Source organism: Actinomadura parmotrematis, from assembly GCF_019458805.1.
In the GTDB taxonomy this organism is placed as follows: Bacteria; Actinomycetota; Actinomycetes; order Streptosporangiales; family Streptosporangiaceae; genus Spirillospora; species Spirillospora parmotrematis.
The window spans coordinates 83,786-97,675 of sequence record NZ_JAIBOA010000018.1; the positions used below are offsets into that span (position 1 = coordinate 83,786).

The following is a 13,890-nucleotide window of genomic DNA, read 5'->3' on the forward strand; positions in this document are numbered from 1 at the left end:
ATCGTCCCCCGGTCGGGAGGGGGCCAATCACGGCTGCTCGGGCCGCTCCAGCACCTCGGCGACGGGCGGGACGGCCGGGTTCGGGACCGGCTCGGCGGGCTCCTCGGCGACCGGTCCGGGCGGCGGCGCGGCGCCGTCCTCGTGTTCGGCGTCGGCGTGGTCGCGCTCGCCGTGCGTCCAGCGCCCGAACCGGGACGTGCGGGTCGCGGCGATCTGGTCGCGGACGCGGTCGACGATGCGGCCCGCCGCGAGGTCGTGGGCGAGCCGGCAGGCGGCGGTGACGGCCCGCTCCTCGGCGGCGCCGTGCGCGATGACGACGGTGCCGTTCAGGCCGAGCAGCACCCCGCCGCCGTAGGTGTCGGAGTCGAGGCGGTCGCGGAGCGCCTGGAGGCGGCGGCGCTGGAGCAGCGCGCCGACCTTGGCCGTGCGGGACGCCGTCATGGCCGCGCGCAGCTCCCCGAACGCCATCCGGACGGTGCCCTCCATCGTCTTCAGGGCGACGTTGCCGGTGAATCCGTCGGTGACGACGACGTCGACGGCGCCGGTCAGCAGGTCGTGGCCCTCGACGTTGCCGGCGAACTCCACGTCGTGGTGGCCGGCGGCGAGCAGCTCGTGCGCGCGCTTGGCGAGCTTGTTGCCCTTGCCGGGCTCGGCGCCGATCGTCAGCAGGCCGACGCGGGGCCGCTCCAGCCCGAGGCGGACCTGCGCGTAGGCGGTGCCGAGCGCGGCGAACTGCACGAGCGTCTCGGGCTTGACGTCGGCGGTCGCGCCCGCGTCCAGGAGCACCGTCGGGCGCGGCTCGGTCGGCAGGGTGACGGCGATCGCGGGCCGCATGACGCCCTGCTGCCCCTTCAGGCGGAGCCGGGAGGTGGCGACGACGCCGGCGGTGCTGCCCGCCGACACGAGCGCCGACGCCCGCCCCTGCTTGATCAGGTGGCAGGCGATGGCGACCGACGAGCGGGGCTTCCGCCAGCTCGCGAGCGCGCCCTCGCCCATGTCGAGGGCCTCGTCGGCGTGCACGATGGGGATCTCGCCGGCGACGCCGTGCCGGTCGAGCTCGCGGCGGATGCGCGGCGCCTGGCCGACGAGGACGAGGCGGACGCCGTGGTCGCGGACGGCCGCGACCGCCCCCGCGATGACGGCGGCGGGGGCGTGGTCGCCGCCCATGGTGTCCACCGCCACCGGCGCGGTCGGGCGTGCCGGGACGGCTGCGGACACGGGTGCTCCAGGGTGGGACGGGACGGTGCCCCGGCGGGCCGGGGCGGTCCTGTCGATGGTAGGGCGTCGCCTCGGCAGCTCCGTCCCGGCCTCACTCCCGCTTGCCGCAGTCCTTGCCGAGGCAGCCGGCGTTCTGGACGACGGGCTTGCCGGCGATGAGGATCGTGTACCACTGGTCCTGGGTGGCGTCCTCGCCGGAGCCGAGGACGCGGACGTCGTGCCGGTCGGCGGTCCGGCCGGTGCAGCTCACCCGCATCTTCTTCTTGGTCCAGCCCCGCATGTCGGTGCAGGTCAGGCCGCGGCCGAGGGTGACGCCGCGGGCGGCCAGCTCCGCGGTGGCGGCGGCCGGGAGCGCCGCCCGGAGCGCGCTCTGCGTGTCGTAGCGGAGCTCTTTGGTGTGGGCGAGGGCGACGTAGGACGCGGAGGCGGCGGCGCCCGTCAGCAGGACGGTGGCCGACCCGATGACCAGGGCCTTCTTGCGGGTGATCTTCACGATCGCAGCATCACCGCCCGGCCGCCGCGCCACGCGCGACCGGCGGCGGGTTTTCCGTCCCCCGGGCCGATCCATTACAAGATCAAGAATCGGCGGAGCGGTGCGCGCAGCCGAGCCCGAGGCAGTCCTTGCGGAGCAGCTCGCGCCCCGCGACCGTGATCACGTACAGCTCGCGGGGGTGCCGGGTGCCGACCTCGGCCGCGGTCCCGCTCACCCGCACCGGCTCGCCGGTCGCGGTGGACGCGGTGCAGGAGATCGTCATCCGGTCGCCGGGCCGCGCCGCCGGCATCGCGCAGGCGGGCCGCCCGGCGAGCCGCACGCCGCGCGCGGACAGCTCGGCGATCGTCCCGTCGGTGACGGCGTTGCGGTAGGCGCCCTCGGAGATGCGCTGCATGACGCGGCAGCCGCTCGACGAGGCGCCGACGAGCAGCGCCAGCGCGAGCGCGGCCGCCGCCCGCCCCCGCCTCACGCGCGCCCCTCGTGGACGGCCGCGACGGCGTCGGCGACGGCGTCCGGGCGGTCGATCTGCACCATGTGCAGCGAGTCGGTGAGCTCGACCTGGCGGCCGAGCGGCGTCATCGCGGCGAGCCGCGCGTGCCCGGACGCCCACTCGCGGCGGGCCTTGTCGCCGTCGACGTCGCCGAGGGCGGTGAGCACGACGAGCGGGACCGGCGGGAACGGGAGCCGCTCGCGCAGCCCGGCGAGGTCGGCGGCCATCTCCCGGTAGGCGATGTTCTCGGTCAGCATGGTGCCGAGGACGGTGCCGCGCCCGTACACCGCGCGGACCTCCGCGTCGGGCGTGGCGTCGGGGACGCTGCTGGTGAAGCGCATCGCGAAGCGGCGCCCGGCCGGGCCCGCGAGGCGGAGCAGCCCGGTCGCGCCGAGCGCGCTCCCGGCGGCCTGCGCGACGGGCGCGGCGAGCGTGGCGAACCGGACGGCGGGCGGCCTGGCGTCCGCCTCGTAGCTCGGGTCGACGAGGACGAGCGCGGACACGAGGGCGGGCCACTGGCGGGCCAGGGCCTCGGCGTGGAAGCCGCCCATGGAGTGGGCGAGGACGGTGACGGGCCCGCCCGTCCAGGCGGCGACGTCGGCGAGGACGGCGACGTCGCGGCGGAGGCTCGGCGGCGCCTGCGCGGCGGGGCTGAGGCCGAGGCCGGGCCGGTCCAGCAGCACGATCCGGTAGGCGCCGGACAGCCGCTCGACGACGGCGCGCCAGTCGAAGCCGGCGCCCCCGAGACCGTTGGTGATCAGCAGGGTGGGGCCGTCCGGGCGGCCGGTGTCGGTGAGGTGGACGCGCTCGCCGCCCGCCTCCACGACGGCCTCCAGGCCGGCCGGGACGGCCGACAGCGCGGTGGCGCCGGTGGCGCCGGCGGCGGCGTCCAGGTCGCCGGTGGGCTCGGTCATGGCAGCACTCCCTCTCGTTCGGGTTCGGAGGGGGTCGTCCGGCCGGCCCGCTGGTCGGTGTAGAGCGCCCAGGCGATGGTGAGCAGGCCGAGGCAGAGGATGGCGATCTGCACGCGCTGCACGATGCCGAGCCACCGGCCGAGCAGCATGGCGACCAGCGTGCCGGTGCCCGCGACGATCTCCAGCATGGCGAGCGGCCAGCCCCAGCGCGCGAGCGCGGGCCACCAGCCGTACCGGCGGGCCGCCATCGACAGGGTGAACAGCGACGCGACGCCGAAGCAGACGACGGTCGTGCTGGTCACCGAGTGGAACTGGTGGGAGAACGACACCTGGTCGGCGCGCTCGCGGAGCGCGCACCAGGTCTCCAGGCTCGGCGCGCAGTCCAGCGGGAACAGCGCGTCGCCCATCGCCCAGAGGCCGAAAAGCCCCTGCAGCGTCCAGCCCGCGACCGACCAGGGGCGGCGGCGCAGGGTGAGCAGCGCGGTCACCGCGACCACGATCGACAGCACCCCGGTGATCAGGTCGCCGGCGCTGTAGACGGTGTGGAAGGGCTGGTCGATCGCCGACAGCTCGCTGACGTAGCCGTTGATGACGTCCAGGTCCGGGCTCAGCACGTTCTCCAGGAAGAACGACGCGTAGCTGACCGCGGCGACGAGGGCCAGCACCACGGCGAACAGGGGCACCCGCCCCGGGCCGCCTCCGTCACGCTCCACGCGGGCCCCCTCGCCTCGACGCTGCGCCTGCCTGTCCACACCCGTCCTCTCGAACGCCGCCCGCGCAGCCTCGGTTCCGGGGGGTGGACCGTGCCCCCAAGCATAGAGACGGCCCGCCCGCGCGCCACGTCGCCCCGGGCGTCCGGCGCGGCGCCCGCTCCGGCGTCCGGTCCCGCCGAAACCGGACCCCCTGCCCTGGGCGCCTCCGGTGAAACATCGGGTGGAACGCGCCAGAGGCGCCCGCTGACGGTGCGTAATCGCGTTCCCGCCCTCCTTCCGCCCATTCAGACGTTTGCCAGGAACGCGACTTATGGTTGACCAGCATCTTTGTAATGTGAAAGGGGTAACTATTCGTCATGCACCGGAAATCACCGGTTGAATGGGGGTGCTCCGGCCCATAGCGGCCACGTTCCGTGACGTCCGCTGCGGCGTGTTTCCCGCCCCGAACTCCAAGGAGTACCGACACGTGACCATGGTGAACGACGCGGCTCCCGCGACGCGGCCCGCCGGTCGCAAGTTCCGCGCCTTCACGGCGAAGCACCTGGACGAGCTGACCGCTCGTGCGGGGCTCACGCCGGACCAGCGGCTCGCGACCCGAGCGGTCGCCGCCGTCCTGCCGTTCCGCACCAACGCCTACGTCATCGAGGAGCTCATCGACTGGTCGGCCGCGCCGGACGACCCCATCTACCGGCTGGTGTTCCCGCAGCCGGACATGCTCCCCGCCGAGGACGTGGCGCACCTGTCGGACCTGCTGCGGCGGGAGGCGCCGGCGGCCGAGGTGGAGGCGGCCGCGCACGCCGTGCGGATGCGGCTGAACCCGCACCCGGCGGGGCAGCTCGAACTGAACGTGCCGAGCTTCGGCGACGGCAGGATCCCCGGCATGCAGCACAAGTACGACGAGACGGTGCTGTACTTCCCCAAGCAGGGCCAGACGTGCCACGCCTACTGCACGTACTGCTTCCGCTGGGCGCAGTTCGTCGGCGAGCCGGACCTGAAGATGGCCGGGGACGAGCCGGCGCGGCTGCGCGAGTACCTGCTCGCGCACCCCGAGGTGACCAGCGTGCTGTTCACCGGCGGCGACGCCATGATCATGGGGGAGCCGGTGCTCCGCCGCTACCTGGAGCCGCTGCTGGACCTGGAGCAGCTGGAGTCCATCCGGATCGGCACGAAGTCGCTCGCGTACTGGCCGCAGAAGTTCGTCACCGACCCCGACGCCGACGCCATGCTGCGCATGTTCGAGCAGGTCGTCGAGTCCGGCAAGAACCTGGCGTTCATGGCGCACTTCACCCACCCGCGCGAGCTGGAGCCGCTCGTGCTGGCCGAGGCGGTCCGGCGCATCCGCGACACCGGCGCCGTCCTCCGCACCCAGGCGCCGCTGATCCGCTCGATCAACGACGACCCGGAGGTGTGGGAGGGCATGTGGCGGACCCAGACCCGCATGGGGATGGTGCCGTACTACATGTTCGTCGAGCGCGACACCGGTCCGCGCGACTACTTCGCCGTCCCGCTCGCCCGCGCCTACGAGGTGTTCCGCGACGCCTACAAGAACGTGTCGGGGCTGTCCCGCACGGTCCGCGGGCCGTCGATGTCGGCGACGCCGGGCAAGGTCTGCGTGGACGGCGTCCTGGAGATCGCCGGCGAGAAGGTGTTCGCGCTGCACTTCATCCAGGCCCGCAACGACGACCTGGTCGGCAAGCCGTTCTTCGCGAAGTACGACCCGGAGGCGATCTGGCTGGACGAGCTCAAGCCGGCCTTCGCCGATCGTTTTCCGTTCGAGTAAGCACAGCCCGTTCGAGGAGTAGCGTCCTGACGCTGGGGGCGGGCCGCCGGCCCGCCCTCAGCGCACGTGCCGCGCGAGCGCCAGGGACACCGCGACCGCCCCGGCCCCGCAGAGCGCCATCACCGTCCCCGGCGACCACACCTCGGCGAGGGCGCCCGCGGCGGCCATGCCGAGCGCCTGGCCGGTCATCTGGCCCGTCCCGACGAGCCCGAGCCCCTGCCCGCGCAGCCGCTCGGGGACGAGGTCGACGAAGCGGTTCTGGACGGCCAGCTCGTAGGAGAGCCCCACGGCCGACAGCCCCATCAGCGCCGCCGCGACGGGCGTCCCGGGCGCCAGCGTGAGCGGCAGCAGCGCGACGCCGGTGAGGACGGCGAGCGGCAGCGCCAGCCGCGACAGCCGCGCGCCCTTCGCGAACCGGCCGACGAGCAGGTTGCCGAGCAGCATCCCGCCCGCCGCCGCCGCGAAGATCGGCCCGGCCGCCGCCGGGTGCCCCGCCCCGGCCGTGTAGGGGATCACCACGCCCTCCGCGGCGACCGCGAGGGAGATCGGCAGCACCGCCGCCAGCAGCGCCCCGCGCAGCGCCGGGTCGCCGAGCACCTCCCGGTTGCCCCGCCAGGTCCCGCGCACCGTCCCGCCCGTCCCGGCGGCCCGCGCCGGCCGCCCGCGCAGCCCGAACCGCGCGAGGACGGTCCCGATCACGCCGAGCGCGGCGGCCGTCCAGAGCGCGCCGCGCGGCCCGATCAGCACCAGCAGCGCCCCGCCGCCGCCCTGCCCGACGATCTGCGCCGCGCCCGCCGACATGATGAACAGCGACCGGCCGAGGACGAACCCGCCGCCGGGCAGCACCTCCGGCAGCACCGCCTGCGACGCCGCCGCGCCGAGCGGCGCGACCAGCCCGAGCAGCAGGACGAGCGCGAGCGCCACCGGCAGCGGCGGCAGGGTCAGCGCCAGCAGCGCCGCGACGACCGCCCGCGCCCCGTGCACGCCGGTCAGCAGCCGCCGCGCCGGCCACCGGTCGGCCAGCGACAGCAGCAGCGCGCCGCCGAGCACGTAGGGCAGCATCCCGGCGCAGAGCACCAGCGCCGCCTGGAAGGGCGAGCCGGTCCGCCCGTACACCAGCACCGACAGGGCCAGCACCCGCACCTGGTCGCCGCCCGCCTGGAGGGCCTGCAGGCCGAACAGCGCGCGGAACTCGCCGACGGCGAACAGCCGCCGGAAGCCGGGCGGGGCCTGGTCCACTGCGATCTCGCTCATGAGGACGACCCTGGGCGACGGGCGCCGCCGCGGCTAACCTTTCGGCCATGGACGAAAGATGATCCGGATCGAGCTGTCCGGCGCGGCCGTCGTCGCCTGCCGCTTCGCGATCGCGCCGCTGTACGAGGTCAACAGCCTGCTCGGCCCGCTCGCGGGCCACGTGGAGGCCGGCACGATCACGCCCTGGGTCGCCCGGATGCGCGACCGCTACCGGGAGGCGAGCGCCGACCCCGCCGTCCGCGCCCTGGCCTTCCTGCGCCGCCGCCACGCCTACATGGCCGACTTCGTCGCCCCGCCCCCGGCCGGCCCGCACGAGACCATCGCGAGCCAGCTCGCCGTCATGCGGGCCACGCCGCTCGCGCTGGCCCGCGCCGAGCTGGACCGCAACCTCGCCGCGCTGCCCGACCCCGGGCCCGAGCTCGCCGCCCTCTACGCCGCCCCCGACGTCGTCGAGCGCCTCGCGCGGGGCCTGGAACGGGCCTGGACGGCCCTCATCGAGCCCGAGTGGCCCGTCCTGCGGTCGATCTTGGAGCAGGACATCGTGCACCGCGCGGGCCGCCTCACGGCCTACGGGTGGGCCGAGGCGCTGACGGGGCTGTCGGACCGGGTGCGCTGGCGCCCGGACGGGACGGGCGGCGCCATCGAGCTGGCCGGGTTCGAGCGCTTCGCGACCCGGCGGACCGCGGACGCCGTCCTGCTCGTCCCGACGATCTTCCCCGGGCTCGGCGTCCAGGCCGAGCCCGACTGGCCCGTCACGATCTCCTACCCGGCGCGCGGCGTCGCGGCGCTCTGGGAGCGCGGCGACGCCCGCACCGCCGGCCCCGACGCGCTCGGGCGGCTCCTCGGCCGCACCCGCGCCGCGCTGCTGCGCGCGCTCGACGGCCCCGCCACCACGACGCACCTCGCCGCGCAGCTGCGGCTCAGCCTCGGCGGCGCGGGCGACCACCTGGCGGTGCTGCGGGACGCCGGCCTCGTCGCCCGCGACCGCCAGGGGCGGTCCGTCCGCTACCGGCGGACCGCCCTCGGCGACGCGCTGCTGGCCCCCTCGGGGGCCCCGGCGTCAGCTCCCGTAGACGGGGACGATCACCGCGCGGGCCAGCGTGTGGGCCGTGACGTTGAAGCCCACGACGGCGGGCGAGGCTTCGGCGTCAACGCCGAGCGTCTCGACGTCCAGGGCGTGCACGGCGAACACGTAGCGGTGCGGGTCGCCGGGGGGCGGGGCGGCGCCGCCGAACGCCTTGATCCCGTAGTCCGAACGGGCCTGCACGCCGACCTCGGCACCGGCGGTCCCGGCGCCGGTCGGCAGCTCGGTGACCGAGGCGGGGACGTCGAACAGCGACCAGTGCCAGAACCCGCTGCCGGTCGGCGCGTCGGGGTCGAAGCAGGTGACCGCGAAGCTCCGCGTGCCCTCGGGGAACCCCGACCAGGACAGCTGGGGTGACAGGTTCCCGCCGGAGAAGCCCCAGTCGTCGAAGACGTGCCGGTCGGACAGCGTCTCGCCGTCGGCGATGTCGGTGCTGGTGACGGTGAACGACGGCACCTCGGGCAGGAACTCGTACGGGAGCGGCGCCTTGGCCATGGATGACCTCCTTGTCGGCGGACGGCTGCGCGGGGACGCGATGATCCCCACCCCATACCTATCAGCGCCGCGCCGCAACGCGGCGGCGCCCGCCGGGATCGCTCCCGGCGGGCGCCGCTCCGCGCGTCCCGCTACTTGCCGGTGGCCTCGGTGTAGGCGCCGAGGACGGTGTCGGGGTCGCCGTCCATGCGCATCCGGCCGTCGTCCAGCCAGATGACCCGGTTGCAGGTCTCCTCGATGACGTCGAGGTTGTGGGCGACCAGGAACACCGCGCCGGCGTCCTTGCGCAGCTCGTCGATCTTGGCCTTGCTGCGCCGCTTGAACTTGGCGTCGCCGGTGGCGAGCGCCTCGTCGATCAAGAGCACGTCGTGGGTGCGGGCCGCGGCGATCGCGAACCGCAGCCGGGCGCCCATGCCGGAGGAGTAGGTGTTCATCGGGTAGTCGATGAAGCCCGGCTTCAGATCGGCGAACTTGACGATCTCGTCGTACTTCTCCCTGGTCTCCTCGGGCGTCATGCCCATCGCGAGGCAGCCGAGGATGATGTTGCGCGAGCCGGTGAGGTCCTTCATCAGCGCGGCGTTCACACCGAGCAGCGACGGCTGCCCGGCCGTGTAGACGGCGCCGCGGGCGGGCGGCAGCAGGCCGGCGATCGCCTTCAGCAGCGTCGACTTGCCCGACCCGTTGGTGCCGATGACGCCGATGGCGTCGCCCCGGTAGGCCACGAAGGACACGCCCTTGACGGCGTGCACCTCCTTCATCTGCGGCCGGCCCTCGCGCTTCACCACGCGCATCAGCGCGGACGCGGCGTTGCCCTTGCCGCCCCCGCCGCCGTACACGCGGTAGACGATGTGCAGGCCGTCCACGACCACGATCGGGTCGCGGTCGTCGTCGAGGGTGACCTCGGGCTGCGGCCCGGTGGCCTTGTCCTTCAGCGAGTTAGCCACGGCCGTACCTCTCCTCGGCGCGCTGGAAGTACCAGAAGCCCACGATCATCGCCGCGACCGCCCAGAAGATCGCGTACCACCAGAGGTGGTCGTCCCCCCAGTGGATCCTGTGCAGGTCGTCCCGGTAGGAGGCGAGCAGCGAGGTGCGGGCGAGCTCGACGTACACCGACCCCGGGTTGGCCTTCAGCAGCTCCAGCAGCCAGTGGTGCTGCTCCAGCCGGTGCGCCAGCGACGGCAGGAAGAAGATCACGCCGGAGGCGTACAGCCAGGTCCGCATGATGAACGGCAGGAGCTGCTGCACGTCGGGGGTGAACGCGCCGACCCGGGCGAGCGCCAGGCTGAGCCCCATGTTGAAGCAGAGCTGCAGTGCCAGCATCGGCACGATCAACAGCATCTGCAGCGACGGCCGCTCGCCGAAGGCGAAGATGATGCCGAACAGCACCACCATCGAGATCAGCAGCTGCTGCAGCTCGACGATCACGTAGGCGAACGGCAGCGACGCCCGCGGGAAGTGCAGCGCCCTGATCAGCGACAGGTTCGCGCTCACCGACTTGGCGCCCGCCTGCAGCGACCGCTGGGTGAAGGTGAAGATGAAGACGCCCGTCACCAGGAACGGCATGAAGTCGGTGACGCCGCGCTTGGTGTTCAGCAGCACACCGAAGATCAGGTAGTAGACCCCGACGTTCAGCAGCGGCGTGAGGACCTGCCACACCTGGCCGAGGCGGGAACTGGTGTACATCGACGACGTCTTGGCCGACGCGAAACTCCAGATGAAGTTGCGCCTGTTCCAGACGTCCTGGACGTACTGGCGCAGCGGGGGGCGCGCCGAACTCTGGGTCAGACCGTGCCGGGCGGCGAAGGTCGCCAAGGATTCGCTGCTGCCCGACCCGTTCAAGCGAGGAGGCTCCGCGATCGTGGCGACCGGCTCGCCACCCGAGGTGCTGAGCCGTTCCGGGTGACTCATGCCGGGAAGCCTATTGCAGTCCGCCTTGTGTGAGGGACGTTCGCCCGCATGTGAGCACCGATTCGAGATCTTGGCGGCATCATGTCCGTGTCCGTGGGGATACCCCGGACATGCATGACTCTCACCCTCGGCGGACGGCCGGTGCGCAGGCCGTACGCATGCGCGTCCTGCCCCGCGACAACGCCGGCCGCCGCACCGAGCGGGGCCCGGCGGTGCTGCGGCGGCTCGGCCGGATCGACCGCAAGGCCTTCGATCTCGTCGCCTCGGCGCGGCTCCCGGGCCTGGAGTACGTGCTGCCGCGGCTGTCGCACTCCGCCGACCACGGCGTGTTGTGGTTCGCCACGGCCGCCGGCCTCGCCGCCACCCGCCGGACGCGGCTGCGGCGCGCCGCGCTGCGCGGCGCGCTCGGCATCGCGGTCGCGAGCCCGGCCGTCAACGTCCTCGGCAAGCAGGCGTTCCGGCGCAAGCGGCCCGTCGTCGACCTCGTCCCCCCGGTGCGCATCCGCTGGAAGCTGCCGACCTCGCACGCCTTCCCCTCCGGGCACTCGGCGTCGGCCGCGGCGTTCGCGACCGGCGTGGCGCTGGAGGCGCCCGCCGCCGTCGCCGTCCCGGTCGCCGCGACCGCCCTCACCGTCGCGTTCTCCCGCGTGTACACCGGCGCCCACTACCCCGGGGACGTCCTCGCCGGCCTCGGCGTCGGCGTCGCCGCCGGGCTCGGCACCCGCCTGTTCATGCCGCCGCGCCCGCCGGCGGCGCAGGTCCGCCCGACCGGCACCGAGAGCGTCACGGTCACCGACGACGGGCGCGGCATGGTCGCCGTCGTCAACAGCGGCTCGGGCGACAACACCGCCGAGAACGTCAAGCTGATCAAGAGTTCGGCGGAGGCGGCGGTCGCGCTGCTCCGCCGCGAGCTGCCGGCCGCCGAGGTCGTCGAGGTCGACCCCGACGGCGACCTGGCCGCGGCGATCGACGAGGCGGCGGGGCGCGCCGAGGTGCTCGCCGTCATCGGCGGCGACGGCACGATCAACCTGGGCGCGCAGGCCGCCGTGAAGCACGGCGTGCCGCTGCTGCCGGTGCCCGGCGGCACCTTCAACCACTTCGCCCGCACGCTCGGCATCGACGACGTGCAGGACGCGATCCGCGCCTACCGGCAGGGCTGCCTCGGCCGGTCGGACGTGGCGTACGTGGCGTCGCCGGGCGGGCCCGAGCAGCCGTTCCTCAACACCGCCAGCTTCGGCGCCTACACCGAGATGGTGGACCGCCGCGAGCGGCTGGAGAAGCGGCTCGGCAAGTGGCCCGCGCTCGCCGTCGCGGCGGTCCGGACGCTCCGCCACTCCGAGCCCATCGACATGGTCGTGGACGGCCGCACCCGCAAGGTGTGGCTCGGCTTCGTCGGCAACGGCCTGTACGGGGCGCGCGGCCCCGCCCCCACCTGGCGGGACCGGCTCGACGACGGCCGGCTGGACGTGCGGATGGTCACCACCGGCACGCGCCGGGTGCCGCGCGCCCGCGCCGTCGCCGCCGTGCTGATCGGGCACCTGCACCTGATGCCCGGCTACCGGCACTGGGCGGGCGGCCGGCTGGACCTGCGGTCCCTGGACGGCGCGCTGCGCCTCGCCCGCGACGGCGAGGTCGGCACCGTCCCGGCGACGCTGAGCTTCGGCAAGCACAGCGGCGCGCTCGCGGTGTTCTGCCCGCCCGGCCCGCCCGCCGACGCCAACGAGGCCCGCCCCAAGCGCTGACCGCCCGGTCACGACTCGTCGAGATGCGGCGTGTTGGCCACTTTCGCGATCGAAAGTGGCCAACACGCCGCATCTCAACTTTGGGTGACCATCCGGTCAGGAGAGGGCGAGGGGGAGGCGGCGGAGGCCGGTGACGAGCGGCGAGGCGTTCCAGACGGGGTCGCCCGCCGGGACGAGGCGCTCGTGGCGGGCGGCGGTCTCCTCCAGCAGGATGCGCAGCTCCAAGCGGGCGAGGGCCGCGCCCAGGCAGTAGTGCGGCCCGAAGCCGAAGGCGAGCCCGGCCGGCTCGGGCGCGCGGGCGATGTCGAAGCGGCCCGCGTCCGGCCCGTAGGCGGCCGGGTCGCGGTTGGCCGACCCGTACAGCAGCATCACCCGCTCGCCCGCGGCGATCTTCGCGCCGCCGAGCGTCACGTCCCGCGTCGCGGTGCGCAGGAAGTAGACGACCGGCGCCGTCCAGCGCAGGATCTCGGCGACCGCGCCGTCCAGCAGGGCGGCCGGGCGCGCCCGGAGCGCCGCCCACTGGCCGGGGGCGGCGGCGAGCGCGTGCAGGCCGCCGGAGATCGCGTGCCGGGTCGTCTCGTTGCCGGCGACGAGGAGCTGGATGAGGAACATGACCAGCTCCAGGTCGGTCAGCGAGTCGCCGTCCGCCGTCAGCGTCGCGAGCTGGGAGATGACGTCGTCGCGCGGGGCGTCGCGGCGCTCGTGCGCGGTCCGCACCAGGTAGGTGCCGCACTCGATCCGCAGCCGGTCGCGCTCGGCGTCGTCCAGGCCCTCGGCGGCGCCCGGCACGATGGCCTCCGACCAGGCGTGGAAGCGCGGCCAGTCGTCCTCGGGGACGCCGAGCAGCAGGCAGATCACCTGGAGCGGCAGCGGGACGGCGAGGCCGCCCACGACGTCGGCGGGCGCGCCCGCCGGCAGCGCGTCCAGCAGGGCGCGGACGCGGTCGCGGACCGGGCCCTCCAGCGCCCGCATCACCTTCGGCCGGAACGCCGGCGCGACGAGGCGGCGGTAGCGGGTGTGGTCGGGCGGGTCGGTGTGCATCATCGTCGGCGGCGCGTCGTAGGCGTGCCCGATCTCGGAGATCAGGATGCCGTCGCCGGACCGGAACGCCGCGGGGTCGGCGGCGGCCTCGTGCACCTCGGCGTAGGTGCCGACGAGCCAGAGCGGCAGCTCGGGGTGGCGGACGGGCGCGCCGTGCGCCCGGATCTCCTCGTACAGCGCGCCCGGGTGGCCGGCGCCGAAGCAGCCGTCGGGGAAGCCCGGCGGGACGGTCACGCGAGGATGCCGTCGGGGCGGGCGATGCCGGCCGCGTCGCAGAGCGCGTAGTAGGCGGCGAGCGTCGACTCGCCGTCCACGATCCCCGAGATGTTCCCCTCGGCGTCGAACTCGATGAAGGCGCCCTCGATGATGAACAGGATGTCGCTGTCCTCGGTGATGGTCAGCGTGTGGATCGAGCCGGGCGGCTCGTGGATGAACGTCCCGGCGACGTAGTCCACGCCGTACTCGGCGTACTTCCAGCGCCCGGCGAAGGTGTAGGCGTGCACGCTCCCGGTGTGCTTGTGGGTGGGCAGCTGGAACCCTGCCTCGAAGCGGTTGCGGACCACCCAGGTGTCGGGGGAGACGCGCAGCACCTGGAGGCCGACGGGGCCGGCGGTCACCCAGGGGAGGTCGTCGGAGTGCACGTGGCCGACGGGCGGCCCGAGGATCTCGGTCATGAGCAAACGCTAGGTAGGTTCGCCGCCGGGTGCAAGGGCGGTCGGTTCGCCCGGTCCTGGCGGGGTAGGTGCGGCGGCGAGGAG

At 74.5% G+C, this 13,890-nt stretch carries 14 protein-coding genes and 1 pseudogene; 4 read left to right on the forward strand and 11 right to left on the reverse strand.

Annotated elements, in window-relative coordinates; genetic code table 11:
* Nucleotides 1–27 precede the first annotated feature (27 nt).
* The 5 genes from plsX to K1Y72_RS25605 form a co-directional block, all read right to left on the reverse strand.
* Nucleotides 28–1,167: a phosphate acyltransferase PlsX gene (gene plsX, locus K1Y72_RS25585; protein ID WP_220169078.1), complete on the reverse strand. Its 1,140-nt coding sequence runs from the start codon at nt 1,165–1,167 to the stop codon at nt 28–30.
* Between the two features lie 142 nt (nt 1,168–1,309).
* Nucleotides 1,310–1,711 carry a hypothetical protein gene (locus tag K1Y72_RS25590; RefSeq protein WP_220169015.1) on the reverse strand — a complete coding sequence of 134 codons (402 nt, stop codon included), beginning with the start codon at nt 1,709–1,711 and terminating at the stop codon, nt 1,310–1,312.
* Nucleotides 1,712–1,793: 82 nt separating this feature from the next.
* On the reverse strand, nt 1,794–2,180 hold the full coding sequence (locus tag K1Y72_RS25595) for a hypothetical protein (protein WP_220169016.1): 387 nt from the start codon (nt 2,178–2,180) through the stop codon (nt 1,794–1,796).
* A complete protein-coding gene (locus K1Y72_RS25600) occupies nt 2,177–3,115 on the reverse strand; it encodes an alpha/beta fold hydrolase (RefSeq protein ID WP_220169017.1) in 939 nt (312 codons plus the stop codon). Before K1Y72_RS25600 ends, K1Y72_RS25595 begins: the two co-directional genes overlap by 4 nt.
* Nucleotides 3,112–3,828 (reverse strand): DUF998 domain-containing protein, encoded by a 717-nt coding sequence (locus tag K1Y72_RS25605; protein ID WP_308287227.1) that lies wholly within the window; start codon nt 3,826–3,828, stop codon nt 3,112–3,114. Before K1Y72_RS25605 ends, K1Y72_RS25600 begins: the two co-directional genes overlap by 4 nt.
* 472 nt (nt 3,829–4,300) lie before the next feature.
* Between K1Y72_RS25605 and K1Y72_RS25610 the strand changes: the two genes are divergently transcribed.
* Nucleotides 4,301–5,608, forward strand: a complete 1,308-nt coding sequence (locus K1Y72_RS25610; protein ID WP_220169080.1) for a KamA family radical SAM protein — start codon at nt 4,301–4,303, stop codon at nt 5,606–5,608.
* Between the two features lie 57 nt (nt 5,609–5,665).
* On the opposite strand, the gene K1Y72_RS25615 is transcribed toward K1Y72_RS25610, so the two are convergent.
* The gene (locus K1Y72_RS25615) at nt 5,666–6,862 is read right to left on the reverse strand and encodes an MFS transporter (RefSeq protein ID WP_220169018.1); all 1,197 of its coding nucleotides are present in this window, start codon (nt 6,860–6,862) and stop codon (nt 5,666–5,668) included.
* Nucleotides 6,863–7,202: 340 nt separating this feature from the next.
* On the opposite strand from K1Y72_RS25615, the pseudogene K1Y72_RS36610 reads away from it, so the two are divergent.
* A pseudogene (locus tag K1Y72_RS36610) lies at nt 7,203–7,829 on the forward strand (DUF5937 family protein); the annotation flags it as partial.
* Nucleotides 7,830–7,922: 93 nt separating this feature from the next.
* On the opposite strand, the gene K1Y72_RS36615 reads toward K1Y72_RS36610, so the two are convergent.
* From K1Y72_RS36615 to K1Y72_RS25630, 3 genes are all read right to left on the reverse strand, one after another.
* Nucleotides 7,923–8,441, reverse strand: coding sequence for a YbhB/YbcL family Raf kinase inhibitor-like protein (locus tag K1Y72_RS36615; RefSeq protein ID WP_258573673.1), 519 nt, complete (start codon nt 8,439–8,441; stop codon nt 7,923–7,925).
* A 131-nt stretch (nt 8,442–8,572) separates the two neighbouring features.
* Nucleotides 8,573–9,385: an ABC transporter ATP-binding protein gene (locus K1Y72_RS25625; RefSeq protein ID WP_220169020.1), complete on the reverse strand. Its 813-nt coding sequence runs from the start codon at nt 9,383–9,385 to the stop codon at nt 8,573–8,575.
* Nucleotides 9,378–10,124, reverse strand: a complete 747-nt coding sequence (locus tag K1Y72_RS25630) for an ABC transporter permease (RefSeq protein WP_258573675.1) — start codon at nt 10,122–10,124, stop codon at nt 9,378–9,380. The genes K1Y72_RS25625 and K1Y72_RS25630 overlap by 8 nt, the downstream gene beginning before the upstream one ends.
* Here K1Y72_RS25630 and K1Y72_RS36620 point away from each other — a divergent pair.
* Entirely contained in the window at nt 10,117–10,344 is a 228-nt protein-coding gene (locus K1Y72_RS36620) for a hypothetical protein (protein WP_258573677.1), read from the forward strand. The two genes, K1Y72_RS25630 and K1Y72_RS36620, sit on opposite strands and share 8 nt — an antisense overlap.
* A 163-nt stretch (nt 10,345–10,507) precedes the next feature.
* Nucleotides 10,508–12,091, forward strand: coding sequence for a bifunctional phosphatase PAP2/diacylglycerol kinase family protein (locus tag K1Y72_RS25635; protein ID WP_220169022.1), 1,584 nt, complete (start codon nt 10,508–10,510; stop codon nt 12,089–12,091).
* A 96-nt stretch (nt 12,092–12,187) separates the two neighbouring features.
* Here K1Y72_RS25635 and K1Y72_RS37350 read toward each other — a convergent pair whose 3' ends face one another.
* Entirely contained in the window at nt 12,188–13,366 is a 1,179-nt protein-coding gene (locus K1Y72_RS37350) for a cytochrome P450 (protein WP_220169023.1), read from the reverse strand.
* The gene (locus tag K1Y72_RS25645; protein WP_220169024.1) at nt 13,363–13,806 is read right to left on the reverse strand and encodes a 2,4'-dihydroxyacetophenone dioxygenase family protein; all 444 of its coding nucleotides are present in this window, start codon (nt 13,804–13,806) and stop codon (nt 13,363–13,365) included. The genes K1Y72_RS37350 and K1Y72_RS25645 overlap by 4 nt, the downstream gene beginning before the upstream one ends.
* Nucleotides 13,807–13,890: the final 84 nt, after the last annotated feature.

Coding starts and splice junctions, on each gene's coding strand:
- plsX (WP_220169078.1), bottom strand. CDS start 1,167: ATGGGCGGCGACCACGCCCCCGCCGCCGTCATCGCGGGGGCGGTCGCG.
- K1Y72_RS25600 (WP_220169017.1), bottom strand. CDS start 3,115: ATGACCGAGCCCACCGGCGACCTGGACGCCGCCGCCGGCGCCACCGGC.
- K1Y72_RS25610 (WP_220169080.1), top strand. CDS start 4,301: ATGGTGAACGACGCGGCTCCCGCGACGCGGCCCGCCGGTCGCAAGTTC.
- K1Y72_RS25615 (WP_220169018.1), bottom strand. CDS start 6,862: ATGAGCGAGATCGCAGTGGACCAGGCCCCGCCCGGCTTCCGGCGGCTG.
- K1Y72_RS36615 (WP_258573673.1), bottom strand. CDS start 8,441: ATGGCCAAGGCGCCGCTCCCGTACGAGTTCCTGCCCGAGGTGCCGTCG.
- K1Y72_RS25630 (WP_258573675.1), bottom strand. CDS start 10,124: ATGTACACCAGTTCCCGCCTCGGCCAGGTGTGGCAGGTCCTCACGCCG.
- K1Y72_RS25635 (WP_220169022.1), top strand. CDS start 10,508: ATGCGCGTCCTGCCCCGCGACAACGCCGGCCGCCGCACCGAGCGGGGC.
- K1Y72_RS25645 (WP_220169024.1), bottom strand. CDS start 13,806: ATGACCGAGATCCTCGGGCCGCCCGTCGGCCACGTGCACTCCGACGAC.